This is a genomic window from Vibrio pomeroyi, assembly GCF_024347595.1.
GTDB lineage: Bacteria > Pseudomonadota > Gammaproteobacteria > Enterobacterales > Vibrionaceae > Vibrio > Vibrio pomeroyi.
This window is the reverse complement of the sequence record NZ_AP025506.1, coordinates 1,302,846-1,323,771: the sequence shown is the minus strand read 5'-3', so window position 1 is coordinate 1,323,771 and position 20,926 is coordinate 1,302,846. Positions and strand designations below refer to the sequence as shown.

The window sequence follows — 20,926 nt, the reverse complement described above, 5'->3', positions numbered from 1 at the left end:
GCTTACTTCTGTTCACTTTCTTGCTCTTTGCGATGAACGCTAAAGTTGAACTTGGTGAGCTTGTTCGGGGTAATTCGCAACACTTTCGGGTTTTCGCTCACCACTTCCATTGAGGTGGATAGCGAGTCAGTGTCCAACTTCACGAGGAAGTTCTTACCTTTCTTATTGAGTACCCATTGGTCGGGCACGTGGTAACGACCGTACTGGTCTGTGTAAATAACGATTCCCTCAACCGTCATCAACTTAACGCCCGGAATACCATCTTCGTAAATACCTTTGTTCTCGATAACGATTTCCCACAGGTAATCCTCGCCATCACGATACAGGTTTCTGGTTACGTTGAGGTTTTCCGCGCTCAGTCCCTTCTTCTTATCGGATTCATGCTTAAACTGAATCTGACCTTGTGCATCAAACTCGATACGGGAGCCCGCATCGGTCGTGACATAGAAATCAAAGCTCTGCTGTGTTCGAGTCTTGAATTGAATCACCACTTTGCTGGTTTCTGGCAGTGTTCGGTTCACTGAATGACCCCAAAGGTCGCCAAGCTCCAAACCTTGCTCAAGAGCATTGGTTACTGCGCCATCTTCGACAGCAACGTCTTGTCCATCACGAATGATGTGTGTCGAATCAGCGATGTAGCCTTGTGTTGCTAGGTTCGCAGTTAACTCAACATCGAACGCAGTGGCATCTGCTTGGAATCCATCTTTGTTGTGATCTTCAAAGACTTTGCCGATGATCGATGAGGTATCGAACACCTTGTCCGGTTCTACGGTTACTTTGGCTGTGTCTTCATTGGAAACTGCTGAGCCATCCACTTTCGCGACTGCGGTGTTGATATAGTCACCAAAGGTCGCACCTACCGATACTCGCAATAAGTAACGAATACGTAGCTTCTCGCCCGGATCAAAGTTCAACGAAGTGAACATCAGCTTGCCAGTGTCTGATGGTTCTTGAGAAAGAACCTGATCGTCTTCCGTACCAAACTCACCATCAATACCGCTCAACACGATTTCTGACGTGTCCAAGATGTATTTCAAGCCACCTGGGTAACGGTCTTCTACCGTCACGTTCTTAAAGTAAGATTCATTGTTGTTTTCAACGATGATCTCGTACTCAACCGCATCACCGACTTGCGCGGTATCTTGCAGCGCCGACTTGGTCAGCTCCAATTCCCCAGAATTGTCAGGAATCTTCTTGATGTGAGTGGTTACGCTGTCGCTGGTTTCAGTACCGTCCGATTCAGTCGCCGTGAAGGTATTGGTGATGTCGTCATCCAAACCTTTGCCTAATGTACCCACTACTTCAAACGCATAAGCATTTCGCTTTTGGGACTTTAGGTTAACGGTAGTGTCTAAGTCTTTACTCGACGGGTAGCTATGACGCTGAATCACTGCACCTGTGTCATCGACTTCCACGCCTTCAATCGTCCAGTCAGTAAAGACTTTGTTGCCAACGCTATTTTGCAGCTCGCTGATCTCATCAGTGAGTCGCACGTTCGCTGCGTTACCTAAACCATTGTTGGTTACGGCTAAGTAATAAGTGACACTGTCGTCGTCTTCGGTGTATTCAGGCTTGTCTGAACGCTTTTCGACAATCAGATCTGCACCCACAGGCGGTAGATCCAAAGCTGATACTTGGTCTGCTACTGCCTGCATCGAGGCTTCTGATGCCAACATGCCTTTAGATCGAGCTCGCATCGTTGGGCTACCGGTTAAATCAAGGTAGTAACCAAGTACATCGATATTGGTCAACATGTCTTCGTTGACCGTCAATGTGAAGGTGTAATCAATCTTGCCGCCCGGCGCGATGTCGACCAAGGTGAAGAGGTCTTTATCGTTATCGAACGTACCCGGTTGCGTTTCAGCCCCTTCCGATGATGCTGTTAGTGTCCAATCATCAAAAGCATTGCTGCGAGAGCCATCGATGTAGTCACCCATTGACTCAGAGAACTGGGTGTAAAGCGCCACATCTTTAGCAATACCGCGGCCAATGTTTTGTACCACTAAGTGATACTCAACTTGGTCACCCGGTACGTAATAATGCGCGTCTGTATAGAGCTCAGCTTGAACAACCGCCGCAACAGTATTGACTGGAGGACTAACCACATCGCCGCCGTCGACTTGTGCTGTATTGATGATACGTCCCGTTGCAGTATCGACTACCGTGCCTTTTGAGCGGAATACAACCGTACCGTGCGGTGCAATATCCACACTGTATTCAATCGGGCTGATTTGCTCAGTCGTCGTACCTACCGTGGTTGATTCAACTACCAAAGACGTGGTGCCGGCAACAAAAGCAGGCCCAGTGGTGCCATCGTAATAGCTCACCTCTATCGTGCTCATGTCATCGACGACACTTAGGTCGCTGATGTAGTTGTTTGAGGTGTTTTCAACAGTGATCAAGAACTCCAGCTCACCACCCGGCTCATACTCAGTTTGTACGTTAGTTTTCGTCGCAACAAACTCAGAATCTTTCGGCGTCATGACTACCGTTGAGTCTTGTGGTGTACCGTTGTAAGTGATGGTTGCCGTGTTACTGATATCGCCAATCGCCGTCGTACGAATCAACGCCTTAACATGGAATGTCACGGTACTTTGCGGCGCCACATCCATGTTGACGTCGATGTCTTCACTCAATTCAAACGTCTTCGGCGTCACGACCGTACGGTCATCTGAAGTTTCAAAACTCACTTCCCACATCAGGAATGCCGACTCTTTTTTGTCTGCGGTCGTATCCACTTCAATATCACTGATGATGTCTTGCAGCTGAACATCAGAGGCAAAAGCATCGGAACTATTGCTTACCGTTACCTCGTAGTTAACCAGCTTGGTCACTTCATAAGATGACGTGTCGACAGTCTTATCGATAGAAACCGTCGCCAACACAGGTGTACTGGTTGCCGAGTCATTGAAAGTTGTCCCGTCAAAGGTCGCTGATGCCATATTGGTGATATCGCCAGTCGCAAGTGCATTCGTTGCTACTTGAACCGTGAACACAATACTGTCTTCCGGTGCGATATCGAGCGTCTCGTTGAGGTCTTCACCACTGGTTGCGTCTGGTACGGGCGTTTCACCTGTTGTCGAAATAGCTGATATTTGGATTGAAGCAGGATCAAAGGCTTGCTTCGTCTCACCACCAGCAATCGTGGTTTCCACCGACTTCAACGCATCTTCAATTACGACGTCTTCAGCCCAACCTAAGCCGTTATTTTTAACGGTCACGGTGTATTGAAGTGTTTCTCCCGGAAGGTACTCGGCTTTATCAACGTCTTTTGTGATCTCAACTTGTGCGTCTTCTGGAATATAGGTCGCGTCTGCGGTGTATTCACCATCATCGCTAGCCACTTTAACAACGTTAGTGATCTCGCCTTTGGCTTTGTCATTCACGGTATTAGTGACAACAAACGAATAGCTATCGCCGGGGTGAATGCTGTAAGTGGCGCTATAACCTTGAGTAGTACTAGACACATCCTTGCGAGCATTCAATGTTGGGTCGCCACTACCATCAATCTGTTCATCGCTGATGATCCAGCTGCCAGTAAGGGCTTGTTCTTGATCTGGGCTGTTCGCCACTTCTGTCATGATGGTATCGATACGATCCGTCAGGAATTGATCCACAAGGTAACCTTCACCTGTGTTAGCCACGGTAATCTTGTAGGAGATAGGTTGACCCGGTTGGTACTTAGCATCAGGCTCAGCAATCGGGGTGGTTTCTTTGGTTAACACCAACTGCCCCGGTTGAGGCGTGATGTAGCCCTCTCTTAAGCGAGCGATTTTCGAATCGTCCAAGCCATGTCGTAGATATGCAGTATTGGTAAAGCGACCAATCGCGTCATCACGAACCTTGCCTTCAACATGGATTCGAACAACCGTGTACTTGTCACCGCCGCCAGTGCCCGAATCATCACGCCCTGCCATCTTGACTGACTCAGCAGGTAAATCGATGTCTGGGCTGCTTTGCCCAACGAGCTTATCTAACTCTGAGAAATCATTCGCGTCAGGATCCGATGGTGCAGAGTTGTATAAAACATCGTAATCGACGCTCCACTCCGTGAGTGCGGTTTGCATTGAACCATCGACAGTTTCGACTTCGAAGCCACTAATGATGTCGCGGATTGAGAATAGGCCAGAATCCACATCGTCATTGGTAATGTCGATGTAATAATTCACCGTTCCACCGGGTGTGTACGTAGGTGTATCTGTCCACTTATCGATTAGGATATTTGAGCGACCAGGGTCAAGTACGATGTCGTTGGTATTATCACCGTTCACTTGTGCCGTATTGGTAATGGTGCCTGTTGCCGATGTTGAAACCGTGCCTTTGACATCGAACACGATGCGTTCGCCAGGGCGAAGATCGACAGTCGCATTCAGCGGCACACTGCCATTGTAGTTACCCTGCACGTCATAAGTTCCAACCGGCTCAACCGCAATCGCTGTTGCCCAGTCAGAGAACGCATCATCGCCGTCTTCGGTTTTGATGGTATGGATGGCATCGATAACACGCACATCATTGGCAATACTATCGCCCGTATTATCTAAGGTGACTTGATATTCAACATCACCACGCGGTGCATAGGTACAGCTGCTACCATCGTTTGAAGGCACTGAGCAGCCATCCGAATCACCATCGGTGTATACCAGAGTTTTGAAGTAGTCGAGCTCAGCCGCTTGTGGTGGAATCGTTTCTGATGTCGCAGACTCATTTTCTGCCGTCACTCGGTTGGCTTCGATAGTTCCCAAAGCGTCATCACGGATAACACCCCTTAAGTTAAACGTCAGTATTTCACCTGCGGCAATATCGGTTTCAATATTCAGGTTACTGTTTGGGTTATAGCTCGGAACATAAGTATCAACGTTAGCATCAATACCATTGCTGACTTCGTGAGTGATATCGCCCGAAACAAAGGCAGACTCCATTGTTCCGCCGATAACCTCAACTTGAATATCCTTTACCGTGTCTTTGATCTGAATATCATTAGCCCAACCGTTTTCAGGGTTAGTGACCACGAATTCATACTCGACTTCGTCACCCGGTAGATAGGTATCCCCATCATTGAACGGGTTGTCGTTAATCGACACTACGCGTTTTTCAACACTGATATTATTTCCTAGTGGCATTAGAGTCGCAGTACGAACCATACCGTCATAATTCGCTTTGTTCTGAATATCGCCCAACGCATCCTCACGAATATCAGCATGGATGGTGAACGTTAGACTTTCTTTAGGCGCGATAACAATATCGTTATCAATATTGACGTCGTTACCAGAAACAAAGTCAACCGCGTCTGTAATCGAACCTGCCGCGGCCGTTTTTTCTAACTGCACTTCCCAACCAGACAAAAATGGCTGGCCGACAGGGTCAGTGCCCGAAGTCGAGGCATCTTCTGCAATGCGAGTCTGAATTGCTGAGATGGTATCTTCGAGATGAGAGCCATATTCAATGCCGTTGCCCGTGTTCTTAATTTGAACGCGGTAATAAACCTCACTCTCACCAGCAGCTTGAGAGTACTCAGTCTTTGCCGAAGAGAAGCCTGCGTCATAGAACGCCTTTTTTGAGAATGTTATCTCTGGTTCTGACATCGACGTTGGTGGGGAAACAGCAATGAACTGGTTGCCATCATCTTCATCGATATACGCTCGGTTAGTGAATGAACCCACTGCTTTTGGACTGATTTTGGCTTTGATGACATAACGCACAAACGATGACGATACTGCACGGCCAAAGTTGTCTGCCGATATATCAAAGTGCGTATCAATCGGTTGATTGTCTTTGATCGAGTTATCGACATCAGGATCAGAGATCCCTGAACTGTCTGCAGACGTTTCAATGGTCCAGCTATCAAACGCCGGACCGCGAGTTCCGTCGTAGTATTGAGTCGTTATCTGGTCGATATCATCACGAAGGCTAATATCATCAACGTGCGCTGTTGCGATATTTTCGATATAGATTTCATATTCGATGTAGCCACCGGGCATGTAGCTCGTTGCTCCCGGAATCTTGTTCCCATCGGTATCGTAGTAGTCCAGAATATTTTTTTCGTAATCAATTTGACGAACGGTTTGCGATATATCATGAGAGATAGTATCTCCATCGACAGTCAGCACATTGATAATATCGCCATTAGCTTTATCGTTGATGGTTGCAACCACTTGGTATTCAAGCTTAGCGCCCATCGGAATATCGGCTTCTTCGTTAAGGTTGCTGTCTGTTGATGTATAAACGTTGCCCGCGCCCGCGCCTGCATCGACATACTCAGAATCAGTGCCCGTTGCGATAGAGGTAATAGTCCACGTTGAATACGCAGGTCCAGTCGTGCCGTCTACGAGATCAACGGTAATATCTTTGAGGTTATCGACAATTGGAATGTCATGAGCATTACCTTTACCGTCATTCTCAATCACCAAGTGATAAGTTACCGTCTGAGCCGGCTCATACACCACTTCATCGGTGGTTTTATCAAAATCTAAGTGGTAGTCATCAGGGATCACTACTGTATCTCGATAGTGAATATCACCGACGGCGTCAGGCCTAACAGTACCAGTTACCGTGTAAGTCACGTCTTCGCCGGCATCGATATCAATCGAAGTCACGATATTGGTGTCATCCACAACCTTACCGTCTTTTGTACCATCGGTTGTGCCTGCATTTGCTGGGTCACTCTTAGCTACCGCAACCGTAAACTTGTTGGTACCCACCGCATCGTCGAAGAATGGATTGCCTGATGTGCCGTCTTGTAACTCAACCGAGATATCATTGATCAGTTCATTAACGTCAACGTTGTTGCGATAGCCGTGACCATCTTGAGAGTTGTATTTGATGGTGTAAGTCAGTTCATCACCCGGAGAGTAGCGGTTGATGTTGGTTGTACGAACCACGGTACCGTTATTGTGGACTTGATGGTTTTCAGCCACGGCACGTTTTGCGTATTCGCAATCTTCAGTACAACCCGCATTATCAGCATGGATCAACACCGCTTCGTTACGGATAATACCGCCGTCTCGATCTGCGACACCATTCGATACAGCATTGTCCTTTACGTGCGCTTTAATGCGTACAGTCACGAAATCTTTAGCGTCAATTGAGATTGGGATCTCTACATCATCAGTGGTATTCGGGCCGAAACCCGAACCAGTATCAACCGACCAATATTCAAATGGATTTTGGTCAAGAAGATCTTCCACTTGACCATCTTTATCATTGGCAAGCGTAGTGGTGATCTCACTCAATCGATCCATAAAGATAAGGTCAGTTTCATCGGTATCACCATTGTTACCAATGACAATGGTGTAAGTAAGATCTTCACCCGGCGTATAACGAACCACATCGGTTGTTTTAGACAAAGATACATTGATGTCGTAAGCACTGTTCGAGTTGTCTATCTGCGCAGAAGAGCTGTGGTCACGGTCTGTGATTGGGTCATAAACATCAACGCGGTTAGAAACTTGATCTTCTTCATAGTCAGACTTAACAACACCTGTCACCTCGTAATGCACCCAGCCTCCTGGAGTGATATCCATATCAGTATCGATGTCTGTGTTGTCAGCGATGTCACCGTAGCGAGATCCCGGTTTATCCGTGTTGGTTGAACCGGCAACAGTCCAGCTATCAAAAAAGTTAAGCGCTGAAATACTGTCTTTTACGGTTGCGTCATTTGCGTAGCCAACGCCTCGGTTATAAATATAGATATCGAAGGTAGAACGCTCACCGACCACAAAATCGGTATTTTGAGCTGTCTTAGCAACCACGAGGTTTGGTTCGCTAGGATAGGTGCGAACGGTATCTGACAAGTTGGTATCTAGGCCTGTCACTGTTGCCGTGTTGGTGAACGTGCCCCACAGAATTTCACTGTCTACGTCACGATCGAGTTTGCCAACAATGGTATAGGTAATGGTTGCACCCGGTGGGATTTGTGCCGTGGCATTCAGGTCAGTGTTATCTGAAAATTCTCCAGGATCGGTGACCGCTTTTACCCAAGGAGAAGCCGCATCTCTGTCAGCCGTGATCGTCCAAGATTTAAACACAGGCTTAGTTTCACCCGGCTCATGCAGTAACTCAGCCTCTATCGTGCTGATTTCATCTTTAATATTGATGTTAGACGCGAAACCATTCCCTTCTGGGTTAGTAACACTGATTGTATAAGTGACTTCCTTAGTCGTGTCGGTGTACGCGCTTTGCTCATTGTTGCCGTCGACACGCTTATCCAATACGAGGTAGTAGTCCCTCGGGTATGAACCTCTGTCGGAATAAAGCACGCTATCTACCGTCACTTCATTGCGAATCTCGTCATCGGCAATCGGGTTTACCACCGCTGCAATGCTATAGATGATTTTGTCGTGCGGGGCTAACTTTGCCTTCACATCTAAGATATTCTTATTACTCTGATTACCTGAAATTTCACCGCTAAAACCGGGGTCACTGTTTATTGAGACTAAGTCATCAGAGCCATAAGATTTCGCCGTCACAACCCAACTCAAGTACGCTTTGGTAGGCTCATCCGTGATTGATTTGGTCATGATTGATGCAATGTCATCGTATACTGGCACATCGATCGCGTAGCCGTCACCGTTGTTTTCTACTGTGATTTCATAGTTAAGAGTGCCACCTGCAGAGTAGTAACGAGAGTCCACTTCCTTCTGTACTTTTAACTTGGAGTTTGGCATTTGCACGCCAGAACCCGCCTCACCCAGGTTATCTCCCAAACACAAACCTGCATCGGTACCATCATCAACAATTTGACCCACACTGGTATCTGCTACTCTTGCTGTTAGCTTGTAGTGAACAAAGCCCTCAGGTGCTAGATCGACTTTTAGGTTGATGTCGTTCGTAGTCCAAGCCCCATAATTAAATGAGCCATAGTTAGAACCCTCACCGCTGCTTTCATCCACTTCCAGCTTCCACTCGGAAAACGCAGAATCGGTAGTACCATCGGCTTGCTCTGTCACGATACAAGCGAACTTGTCGATCACTTCAACATCGTTAGCGAAAAATTCAGTGTCTTTATTGGAGATAACAATGTCGTAGACCACTTCATTTTCACCCGATATTCCAGGGACATAAGTGGTATCCGTTGTGTTCTTGTTGCGGGTAATTTGGCTTGATGAAGAATTCAGAACTTCTTGCGTATCTAGAGGGTTAGTCACTACATCAGCAGAATCTGCCGTGCCTTCAGCATCCACTACTCGGGCGATAACTTTAGGAATTTCGCCAATTGAAACAGGGCTGACATCGACTTCAACTGAGTAAAGTATCTCTTCACCCGGGTAAATAGAGACTACATCATCCAGTGAATGGTTGGATTCAACGCCGCTAGCGGCCAGTTCAGAGGTGCTGTTTGGCCCAATAGTAATAACTTGATTGGTCCAAGATTCGTAAGGATTCCCCGCAGTATCGGTAGCATTTTTATCATTGCTTATGTCGTTACCTAAGTCGGTCTCTAAGTCAGCAAGTAACTGCTGAACAGAATAGCGATAAGCGATACCGGAATTTGCTTGGTTGGTTACAGTAACCGTGTAAGAGAACTCATCGTCAACAAGATAGTTCTCTGTTTGGTTCAAGGTATGTTTGAGCGTGAGATTGGGCGCTGTGGGTGGCGTAGTGATTTCATTCCCAGTGACTTGCGCATCTCGTGTTTCTGCCGTTATGTTGTCATTAACAATATCGCCGACGAGTTTGTCGGCAACGGTCGTTTGAATTGTGTAGGTGATAGATCCGCCAATATCTATCGACGCATCTGTGACTGACAGATCCCCTGAAGAACTGAAGTTACCGGCATCACTTTCCCCGCCTTGGACCTCGGCTGAATTCACATTGTTAGTGAAGGCCTGTTGAAGAACACCATCAATGTCGAGTGTCTTGATATCTGAAATAGCATCTTGAACATTAAGCGTTCGAATCACCGTATCGCCAGTATTCGATACCTTGATCGAATACGTCAGTTCTTTATTCAGTTGGTAGTTTGCCTTATCTACTGACACCACAACATCGTGTTCATACAAACCTCGTTGAATGGACTCCGTATTGGATTCAACAGAATAGAGAGGTCCAGAACTCGCACTCGCGACGTTATCAATCGTACCCGCAGCATCACTAGAGACTGTAGCGGTCATCGTATAGGTCACCGAGCCACCCGCCGTAATACGTACGTCAGTCGCCTCTAAGTTTCCCAAACGATCGTAAGTGCCCGGCGATGAAAGAAGCGTTGCCTCTGCTTGGATTGACGCTTTAATAAAGGCGTTAACCTCATTCCCTTCATCATCTGTCGTTAAGATATCTAATAGCTCATCTTTAACGTCAAAATCATGGATGCTTCTATCCGATTCATTCGTAAGAACAAGCGTGTAAACCACCTGCTGGTCATTGTCGTAAGACGCACTATCAACAGACAGATCCATGACTAGGCCTGTCGTGTCCGCATAGGAGGCGAATGGAAACAATAAAATGGATAAGAAAAAGGCAAGGTTGTATCTGAACATTAACGCGCACTTCACAGTAGATTGACAAGTCTCTAGGCGGAATGCCATAGATTTGACGTCACTAATTTGGCACTTTGCCTTTTAGGGACATGCGCAACATACAGTTCAAACAATCCGAACAATTAACATCCGCAAAAAACAAATTGATGGCGATGTTAAATAGCGAGTCGGATGTCTAAATTAGAATCAACTGTATTAAGTTAATTATCAAAAGGTTAGTGTTTTAAGATGAGTGATTTTTCACAGTTGCTACGTAACTTAAGAAAGGAACTTAAATTTACACAAACGGAATTTGCAACCTACTTAAACCACCTAGATGATGAGTTTAATGCGGTTGATGTTGTCACGATAAATCGTTGGGAAAACAATAAGGTAAAGCCAAGTACATACAAAGCATTGAAGCTACTCAACTACCTTGATGTTGATCTCTACGACGCTTTAAAGTGCTTTAAACCAAAACAAAAAGAGACGATTATCGATGGCTTCCTGACTGAGGCTTTCTGCTCGTTTCAGAGTCGTATCGCTTCTTTGGCAAATCTTGATCAAAAAATCAACACGGCAGACTATAAAAGTTTACCACTCATGGTTGACGTTAATGATACCGCGGTAATCGATAGAATGAGGCTGCTTTCGGTCTTCACTAAAATGGACTTTTCGCCATTAGAGTCGATCGATCTGTTTCTCTATTACTTCGAGAAAAGAGCTTATGGTCAAAAAATAGTCGACAAGCATGGCGATATTGTTAGCCACAATCTTGGTTTCTTTTTCGATGATGATCAATTCGCCAGCTACAAGAGCAAGAAAATAGATCTCAAATTGTCTTGTTCACTCAACTCAAATAGAAATCTCAATTATTTGAATGCAAGCTCACATGCAGAAAGTAAGCATCATGCCATTGAGAATATAATTTCAGATATAAAACTGTTGTCAAAAAATAGTAACATCAAGACATACTCCGTCTTGGTAAAAGATCCAAATGCTATTAAGGTTATGAAGAGTATTGGGTTCGAAGTATTTAAATTCTCTGAACCATCATCAGAAAAAAACAATATTACATTCAAGAACAAATCGTACTGTTACTGTATATTAACCATTGATAAAATAGACTTTCTTACTAATCGACATGTAATGTCACTAATCAAAGATGAATATTCTACTATGAGAGCATTTCCACTTTTACTGCGTGAAGCACGCAAGAAGCTGAAATTAACGCAAAAGGATTTCGCGGCATACATCAATCACTTAGATAATGAATTCAACTCTGTAGATGTCGTTACTGTGAATCGCTGGGAAAACAGTAAAGTAAAACCAAGTAGTTATAAAGCATTGAAAATTTTAGATTGTCTTGGTGTCGATTTATATAGCACCTTGAAGTCATATGATTTAGAAGATGAACAAGGAAACACACTGCTTGATGAGTTTCTTAGTGAGCGTTTTTTCTCATTTCAGAGCCGTATATCATCGATCACTAAAGGTGAAATCGATAAGGATGATGGCGAATTTGAGATCATGCCATTAATGGCTGACCAAAATGACAAAGACATAATCGATAGAATCAAGCTAATTTCACATTACACAAAGGTGGATCCTTCAGCGCTGGATACTATCGATTTGTTTTTGTATTGCAGTGAGAGAAAGGCTTATGGCAGAAAGATTGTCAACCAAGATGGAGATATTGTCAGCCATAGTTTGGGCTTCTTTTTCAATCAAGAGTTATTTGATGAATACCAAAATCAAAACCTGCATATTAAGCAGGCTTGCTCTTTAGATTCTCATCAAGACTTAAACTACATTGTAGTCAGCGGACATTCTGAAAAGCGTGAACATTCAATCGCCAACTTAGTTGCTGACATGAAGCTTTTAGCAAGAAATCATAAGATCAAAAAGTACTCGATGATCATCAAGAACCCCAATGCATTAGAGCTAATGAAGAATCTCGGGTTTGATATCTATAAGTTCTCAGAGCCAACAGAAGAGATGTCCAATATCACCTTCAAAAACAAATCATACCGATACTGCATATTAACCATCGATAAAATAGAATTACTTAGTAATAAGCATGTTATATCGTTCATTAATACATATGGTTGATTTTAATTAACTTGATTTATATATGTAGAAATGGTGCGCACTTAAAATAGTGCTGCACCATTTATAATTCAGCATGGTTTAAAAACTAATTTTACTGCGTTATATCTAGATAGTTTACTGTCGCGTGAACCCCCGACCGTGAGTGTGCACCTCCAGAAAGTCCAAAGTAGTAAAATTTATTCACATCAATCTCCGTACTACTAATACTTTCAGATATAGATAAGGTTTCATCAGAAAAGTCCTTACTGGTTGCCTGATATATGTTAATATCCGCCCCATCAATGCTAATTCTATAATACAGTTGTCGTATATTTTCGTTTAACAAGGTACCTGTTGCAACAATACCATCTGGTGTACTTAATTTTATTTTACTTCCATAATAATCAAATATAAAAGCTAGCCAGCGATTGTCGTTCCTTGGCATGCCTGCTGTATCTTTATCATTTTCTGACCATTGGCAATCACCATATACTTCAATATAACAAGCTTTATTATAATCCGGAGCTTTGGAGCTAACTTGTTGCAATATTATGTTTGTATTTCCATGGTGCAAACTATCTGTGTTGGTTCTATCCACTCCAAATTTAATTTCAACATCAGTACCCATAACCATAGTTTTTGAAATAGCTGTAATGTACTCTGAGGTTTCTCCTAAAGCTACTTTAGTTCCACTCGCACTTGTGATGGGTTGGTATTCGCTTATATCTGTCGACCCGTAGATTTTAGAAATATTCCAATCATCAGGATTGGTTACATCAAAGCCTGATGCTTCCAAACTAACTAATGTAAATATTGCACTATCACCATACTGTGCCATTACAAAATCTTCATTTCCATTAGTAAACTCATATATCGCTGTGGCATAACCTTGAGAATTTGTAATTGAAATAGTGCTAAGGTCGTTATTAGTCGAACCAAAACCTCCAGTATTATTTCTAGTCCAAAATTCTACGCTTTGAAAAGGAGCTATCTGACCATCAGGATCTACTAACACGGCTGATATATACCTTGTTGTGTTTCTCGGATCGTCATAATCATCACTATTTATTTCCTTGATTGAGAAATCTTTTACGTTTTCATCAAAATAAACACATGAAACATACCCTAGTCCATTCATGTCCATAGTATTTGAGAGACCATCAACCAAAGATATCTGGGTGCCATCAGTAGCAGATGTACGGTTTGCAGACCAATAAGGCGTATGTGTTGGCCAGTTTTCATTAGGGAATGGATTAACGCCAAATAAACTATGTAACTCTCTTTCTAATGGCAACCGTCCACCTCTAGTTGCACAATAACTTTTAGCTTGTGTCCAATTCATTTGAACCACTAGAGCCCCCTTTGGACCATATTTACCATCTTCTTCTCGAATCGATAAATAGTCGGCATTAACATAATCAGCCATAGCTTTAGACATAGGTGCTGAAAACGTAATATTACTACCTATTACTTGATCCGACAGCGTGATATCTTCCCAACCTTGTACGAGACTAAAGTCAGGTTCTACTTCGATATAAACTTGGCCAACAGCATAGCCTCCACGCCCGTCTGTCACTGTATATGCGACCTCATGTGGACCAGGTTCAGACGACTGAAACGTAAAAGTGTGCTCGGTTGTTGAGGTAATTTCCGCTTCAGCGTTATAGGCACGTACAGTATCTAAGATCACACTGTCTTCAGCGTCCGAGACATAGTCTGTTAGGTCAATTTCAACCGACATATCTTTGGCAAGCTTACCTTCTCGAATAAAGTCATTAGCGATTGGTGGTGTATTGCCAGTATCAGAGACAGCTACGTCGATGTTTCCGAGTTTGGTTGAAGAGCCATCACTCATTGAGTACATAATACGTGTCACACCAATATCGTTCGGAGTATATGTGATCGTATTATTTAGCGAATCGACTTCAACTGAACCTGCTCCTAATAAAGTCACCTCTTCCGACACAATATATATAGACGTATCTAGTTCACTATTTAGCTCTTCAGACAAATCAATAGTCACTGCCGAATCAATATCGGTCGTTTCTGACAAATTCGGAAGTGTATTGTTATCAGCAGTTTCAGAGACAGATACCCTTGCGAGTGATGATGCTTGCCCGGCGTAAACATCTTGCTCAACGGGTTCTACTTTATATTCAAATTGGCATTCGCCAACCTCAGTAGATAAGGTTGTAAACGTCATACCTTCAATTGAGATGACATCACAATAGTTACCATTGCTTACTTGCATCACTGACGTTAAACGAAAATCAATGTCTGAATCTACTTTGACAATAGTTTGAGACTCAATATTGACCAACGCTTTTGATTGAATTACTGAAGCTTCAATAGGTACTTCTAATGGAGAAGATGGTTGTTGAGGTTGAGAGGTTGAACCAGAATCACCAGAGCCTCCCCCACAAGCTGCCAGCGCCGAAATGCCTAGAGCTATCCCACATGATTTTAATACTTTCATAGTCATTCCTAATACGCAGCCATGTCTAATTCAGTTATTCGATAATTCTTGGACGGATCGGCATTTTTTCCTCCGATAGAGAGCCAATAAGGTTGTGATAGATCGACATTGCCAGATATATCAAAGTAACCTGATTCTTGTACTGGCCTCTGATCTGTGGTGGACGTGTAAACGTAAACTCTTTGACCTCGTTTATCGAACCAGTAGAAACGGTCTGAATCACGTAAGTTCATACTTTGTGAACTTGATACTTGGCCCCCCTCAAATAGCGAGACTGGCATTGAACCGTATAAATTAACGTTTAGTCCAAATGCGGTTGGCTCATTTTCGGGGTAAGGCCTGGTATTTCCAGTGTTAATAACCCCATCTTGCTGCCATGTCGTTTGATCAGTACCTAGTTGTTGTATTAGGACCGCAAATTCTCCTTTTGACGAATTACTGTCACTCTGAACACGGAACCTAATAACGAAGTTGTCACCAAGAAATGGCATTTTATATATATGGAATAACTTGCTATATCCAACATTTGGCATCAACATCAATCCCTCTTCATCAGGGGCATATACATTTTGACTCCAATATTCTTCACTACTCCAAAGGGCAGGGTCTGATACGTCTATCGCCAACGCATCATCAACAGGGATAAATGGATAGAGTTCATCATGCGAGCTGATTCGTACTGCAAGTACTTCTTCACTGAATGAAATATCAAAATACGATTCTTCCAACAAACCAAACTCATTCGTGCTTTCTGAAGTCATTGGCTCACGATTCAAAAACACACCGCGTTCATTGATGGACTCTAATTCAACATCCGCAAAAGGTGTGGCATTACCGTCAGGGTCACGAACTTGAACTTCATACTCATAGCGGTTTGATACTCGCTCTTTCACTGAAACATCGACAGAAAAATCACTGACACTCGGGTTGCTCAAATCAACACAAGTCGTGTACATACCAACAGTTTTAGATTGACTACCAATTGAGCCATCATTCAAGTGAACAGTGGCAGATTTTGTTTCACTGACATTTTCCGCGGTCCAATATTTCTTACTTGTTGGCCAGTTATGATTGGTAAACGCACTGGTTTCGTTGGTGACAAGCGTTTCAAGCTCTCGCTGTAAAGGCAGGCGGCCGCCGCGTACTTTGCAATATTGGCGCGCTTGGCTAAGAGTTTGAGTGACGACTTCAGCGTCTTTCAATCCTTGCGTGCCATTCTCGACATAGGTGCCTGTATAAGGGGCATTGACGTAGTCGGCATACACTTTTGTCATTGGCGCGAAAAAGCGGATATCTGAGCTGATCACAGGATCATGAATTACAATATCTTCCCAATCTTGAATCAAAGAGAAATCTGGTTCGACTTCTATGCGTGCCAGTCCAGTGGTGTACCCACCCATATGATCGCTTACTGTGTACGCCACGTCGTGAGGGCCAGGTTGTGTAGAAGAGAACTCAAACTTGGTGTTAGAGATATTGGCAGGATCGTAAAGTGATGTTGTTGAGTTGAAGTCCTGCACGCCGACAAGCTGTACATCATCGAGATCCACATCTGAGATATAATCAGCTACATCCACCACAATGTTTTCACCCAATAACGCTAACTCACTAAAAGCGAAATCTTCCGCTGTTGGTGCGGTATTGTAAGTATCTTCTGAAGTCGCAATCGACAGTGAGCCTTGTTGAATAGACTCACCGTTTTGGTAGCTGTAATACACCTCGGTTTGACCTTTGGCCGTTGGCGTAAATTCAATCTGATGTTCACCAGAGACGCGAGCCGTACCAGAACCAAGGCTGATAACACTGTCTTGCAGGACAAAGTCATCACTCGGTAACGATGAACCTAGTTCGCTCTCTAGATCTACAACCACCACCTGTGATTCGATGGTTGATGCTGTAATACGTGGAAGAGTGGTAGACGAGTAATTCTGCCCCATAGCAACACGAGCGTAAGAGGTTGCCATTGAAGTGCGAGCTGAAGTCGCTACTTCATACTCAAACAAACAGTCATTAACGTCAGACGAATAGACATTAAAACTACCTCCACTAATACCCTGAACTTGACAAGAATCACCAGATAGAGAGCGAGCATTGGTTACGACAAAATCTTGGTTATTTGATGTATGAACATACTCAGTCAGGTCAATAGTGAAACTTTGTTCTACCAGCGAGTTATCTTGAATATCTTGCGCACTAATCGAGGCTGATGCTGTTGGAGATGCAATAATACCTTGCTCTCCGTCGGGGTTAGATTCACTACCACAACCCGCTAGCAATACCGCTAAGCTGACTGAGGTAAACACATTTAGTGTTGAATTCCGTTTCAACAAATCACTGTTGAATAGATACATTAAAAGCACTCTGATTAATGAAGTAGAGCTGTATTGTGAACTTTGTCTCACTTCTACTCCATTAAATAGCTATGATTCATTATTAAAAATTAAACCATTGAAAATTAAAGCTATTAATTCAAAATTCATTACCTTTCAAACTTCTAAATTTTTCTAAACCTCGCGATGAATTTCGAGAAAGACTGTTTAATAAACATTCAATCACATTAAGTTAACTCCTCTACTCATACTCTCCATACTGCGCGACTCATTCACATTGACACGGCAAACCGCTATGAACCAAACCAAGATTGACCGCGTGTACACGCTCGCTCTACAACACAAACATTCACTCGATGCACTTAGGTTGCTACAGCCCATGCGTCAACATTCTATGGAAACCTACGAGCACACATTAAGGGTGTGTTTACTCTCTTATTCATTTGGCGAGTACTTAGAATTTAATGAAGAACAGTTAGAATTAATTTTCGATTCTGCTCTTGTTCACGATCTAGGAAAGCTGGGGACGCCCGGTGCTGTGCTTCATAAAGCAGGTAAGTTAACGCCTGTAGAACGCCAAGTAATGAATAAGCACGTTGAAGAGTCTTACTCAATGACGTTAGAAGTTCCAGAGCTGGAACTGGCGTCTATTTTAGGTTCTTTACATCATGAACGATGGGATGGAAACGGATACCCGTTGCGCCTAAGAGGTTCTGAAAATCCTTTGATTGGACAAGTTATTGCACTGGTCGACACTTGGGACGCCATGACCTCAACCAGAGCTTACCGCACAGGCATGCCCGCTGATAAAGCGTTACGTATTCTGTTTGATGAAAGATTGAAAGGACAATTTAACCCACTTCTGGTCGACAAATTTATCGCCTTTATTGCCATCACTTCACTCGCGGAAGCGGCATAACGGATTATAAAAACTGAGAGCTAAGCGTTGAGAGGTAAGGAATAGAATGCAAAGAACTGGGACATTTATGTGGGATATTAGGATAGGACAGAAACAAAAAAGTCCGCGTACAACATTTTCAGAATGTTCAACAACGCGGACTCTTCGACAAATATGTTTAACGCTTTGGGTTAATCTCGACGACCTGTTAGCTCGATCGCGTGATCTTGTGTGTCAGTTTGGAATTTTAAACCACCAGAAGATGCTTCATTGCGGCCTTGTAATACAGGTTCTGATTCAACACGCTCTACATTAGTTTGGTTCGGGGCTGTCAGGTTCATATCGATTGTACCTGTGTAATTACCATCTGCTGCAAACGCTGTATTCATTGAAAGAGCCATTAGGCCTAGTGCGATTAATTTTTTCATACATCACCTCTGTATTTCATCATTCGTTTTTCTTTCGATGGCGTTACTTTAGCCAGCAACAACCAAACAAACGAGGAAAACCGAGATTTACCAAATAGAAAACAGCCCCAAAAATGACCTTAAGGTAATTGCGACTGAATATCAGACAAGACCTCATCTAGCCCTTCACCTAACGCCTCAACAAGTGCTTCATAACCTGCTTCTTTCAACGGTACCTTTGAATCGAAATCAGCACGAGCAAGCTCTTCATCTTGTTCGCTTAGCACCCAAGTTCCTTTCACTTCTGCATTGCCAGTATAAGAACCATTGAACTGCTCAAAGGTAATCGTTAGCTCTTTATCTGCTGCGCCCGTAGCATTAGAACTGTTGACCCTTTCTTCAAGTAACCCCTCTAGATTTTCCGCCCATACATGCTTGCGCGCAGAGACTAATTCATTTTCAGACTTGCGATAAGCGATGCCAATCGTGTCCAAGTAATCAGGTAACTCTACCCGAGTTTTTACCTTAAATATGGGTTTATCTAGTGTACTTTTCGGCAAGAGATAGGCGTTAGTGCCATCTGTGGGAGTCGCACACCCTAGGAGCCCGAACGACATGACCAGTGATATAAATAGCTTTCTCATTATTCCACTCCCTTAACTGGAATCGGGTCTTCTTCAACATCGCTACCAAATACCAGCGCATTCGGTTTGTCATTTAATACCTTAATCAATGGGCGAAGTTCTTTAAGTACATGTTCTAACTCTTCAGATGCACTGATCAATTGCTTGTAGGCATCGGAATCATCGTCGTAGCTTTCTAATGTCGCCTCAAGTTGCTTCATGGTTTCACTCAGATCTTGGGGTAACGCTTGTGCACCTTCACTATCCAGTAATTCATCCATGCTCTTCAAAGTAGTGTCTAAAGAAGAGAGCGAGCTATTTAAGTTAGCCACTGTGGCATCTAAAGGCAGGTCATTAATCTTGGTTAGAAAATCAGTGATCTGCTTTTGTATCTCCGTTAATCCACCAGCCACCACTGGAAATACCGGATAACCATCAAACTCTCTTGGCTCGTAAGGCTCTTCGTCTTCATAGAAATTAATATCGACAAACAATGCGCCCGTGAGCAAGTTACCAGTTTTCAATGTCGCTCTTAACCCTTCTCCCATCTGCAGTTTGACCCGCTCTGCAAAGGTTTTGGCATTCACGGCTCTAAAGACTTCGGATACTCGCTCAATTTCAAGCTTGATTAGGATTGGAATACGATTCGATACCTTGCCATCTTTGTCCATACGAATCTGCAGCGGTACCGTATCAACCGTACCAATGCGTACACCACGATATTCTACAGGTGCGCCTTTCCTTAGACCGCGCACAGATTCTTCAAACAACAATACGTAATCAATCGAAGTAGTGTATTTGCCCTGTAATACCGCATCGTAGTTATCATAAAGCGTATACTCGTGTAGGTTTTCTTTGATTTGTGCTCCCGGCTTAATGCTCTCCGCGACATCAAAGCTCACCCCACCGGTCAATATGCTTTCTATCGATGCGAAGTTGACGTCTAAACCGTTGGCGCCAAACCGCACATCGATGCCAGAAGATAGCCAGAACTGAGTCTTTTCGAAGATCAGCCCGTCATAAGGCGCGAAAATAAACAATTGGTATTTGCCCTCTTTCTTTTGGTAATCGAAACTCGTTTTTTCCACACGCCCCACAACAAAACCATGGTGCAACACGGGCTCACCGACATTAAGTTGATTCGCCTTATGATGTGACACCACAACACGAATGCCTTTCGTATCAGGCCCCGCAACCGGTGGCGTGTCGAGCACATCAAACTTCAGCTGAGACTCACTCGATTTACCCGGCTTTAATTCAATATAAGAGCCCGACAAAATGGTCTCTAGACCACTGATACCATCGGTACCAACATGGGGTTCAACGACCCAGAATTGAGTGTCGGCATTAATCATACGAGATGCTTTCTTGTCGATCTGTGCTTTCGCTATGATGTATTCATAGTCTTCGCTCAAAGCAACATCGGTAATGGTTCCCACATGGACATTCTTAGACTTAATCGCCGTTTTTCCTGCCTCTATACCCGACGCATCCGGCAAGATAAGGGTTATCTCTGGCCCACGATTGTTGAAGTATTGAAATAGCATCCAACACCCGACTAACACCGCAATAATCGGTACTATCCAGACTGGCGACAGCTCGCTCTTTTTTGATACTTTTGCATCTGAAGTATTTTGCTTTTCCATA

At 43.8% G+C, this 20,926-nt stretch carries 8 protein-coding genes; 2 read left to right on the top strand and 6 right to left on the bottom strand.

Annotated features, from left to right (window positions below; all coding sequences use genetic code 11):
- Positions 1-2: 2 nt before the first annotated feature.
- The gene (locus OCV12_RS05885; RefSeq protein ID WP_261885929.1) at positions 3-10,394 is read right to left on the bottom strand and encodes a DUF11 domain-containing protein; all 10,392 of its coding nucleotides are present in this window, start codon (positions 10,392-10,394) and stop codon (positions 3-5) included.
- Positions 10,395-10,703: 309 nt separating this feature from the next.
- Between OCV12_RS05885 and OCV12_RS05880 the strand changes: the two genes are divergently transcribed.
- Positions 10,704-12,566: a helix-turn-helix domain-containing protein gene (locus OCV12_RS05880; RefSeq protein ID WP_261885593.1), complete on the top strand. Its 1,863-nt coding sequence runs from the start codon at positions 10,704-10,706 to the stop codon at positions 12,564-12,566.
- 91 nt (positions 12,567-12,657) lie between these two features.
- On the opposite strand, the gene OCV12_RS05875 is transcribed toward OCV12_RS05880, so the two are convergent.
- On the bottom strand, positions 12,658-15,021 hold the full coding sequence (locus OCV12_RS05875) for an Ig-like domain-containing protein (protein ID WP_261885592.1): 2,364 nt from the start codon (positions 15,019-15,021) through the stop codon (positions 12,658-12,660).
- 8 nt (positions 15,022-15,029) lie between these two features.
- Positions 15,030-17,372, bottom strand: a complete 2,343-nt coding sequence (locus OCV12_RS05870) for a hypothetical protein (RefSeq protein WP_261885591.1) — start codon at positions 17,370-17,372, stop codon at positions 15,030-15,032.
- Between the two features lie 274 nt (positions 17,373-17,646).
- Between OCV12_RS05870 and OCV12_RS05865 the strand changes: the two genes are divergently transcribed.
- Complete coding sequence (locus tag OCV12_RS05865; protein WP_261885590.1) at positions 17,647-18,270, top strand: HD-GYP domain-containing protein; 624 nt, start codon at positions 17,647-17,649, stop codon at positions 18,268-18,270.
- A gap of 170 nt (positions 18,271-18,440) precedes the next feature.
- Here OCV12_RS05865 and OCV12_RS05860 read toward each other — a convergent pair whose 3' ends face one another.
- From OCV12_RS05860 to pqiB, 3 genes are all read right to left on the bottom strand, one after another.
- The gene (locus OCV12_RS05860) at positions 18,441-18,677 is read right to left on the bottom strand and encodes a hypothetical protein (RefSeq protein WP_176681588.1); all 237 of its coding nucleotides are present in this window, start codon (positions 18,675-18,677) and stop codon (positions 18,441-18,443) included.
- Positions 18,678-18,796: 119 nt separating this feature from the next.
- Positions 18,797-19,300 carry a PqiC family protein gene (locus tag OCV12_RS05855; protein WP_261885589.1) on the bottom strand — a complete coding sequence of 168 codons (504 nt, stop codon included), beginning with the start codon at positions 19,298-19,300 and terminating at the stop codon, positions 18,797-18,799.
- Positions 19,300-20,925, bottom strand: coding sequence for an intermembrane transport protein PqiB (pqiB, locus tag OCV12_RS05850; RefSeq protein ID WP_261885588.1), 1,626 nt, complete (start codon positions 20,923-20,925; stop codon positions 19,300-19,302). Before pqiB ends, OCV12_RS05855 begins: the two co-directional genes overlap by 1 nt.
- Between the last annotated feature and the right edge of the window lies 1 nt (position 20,926).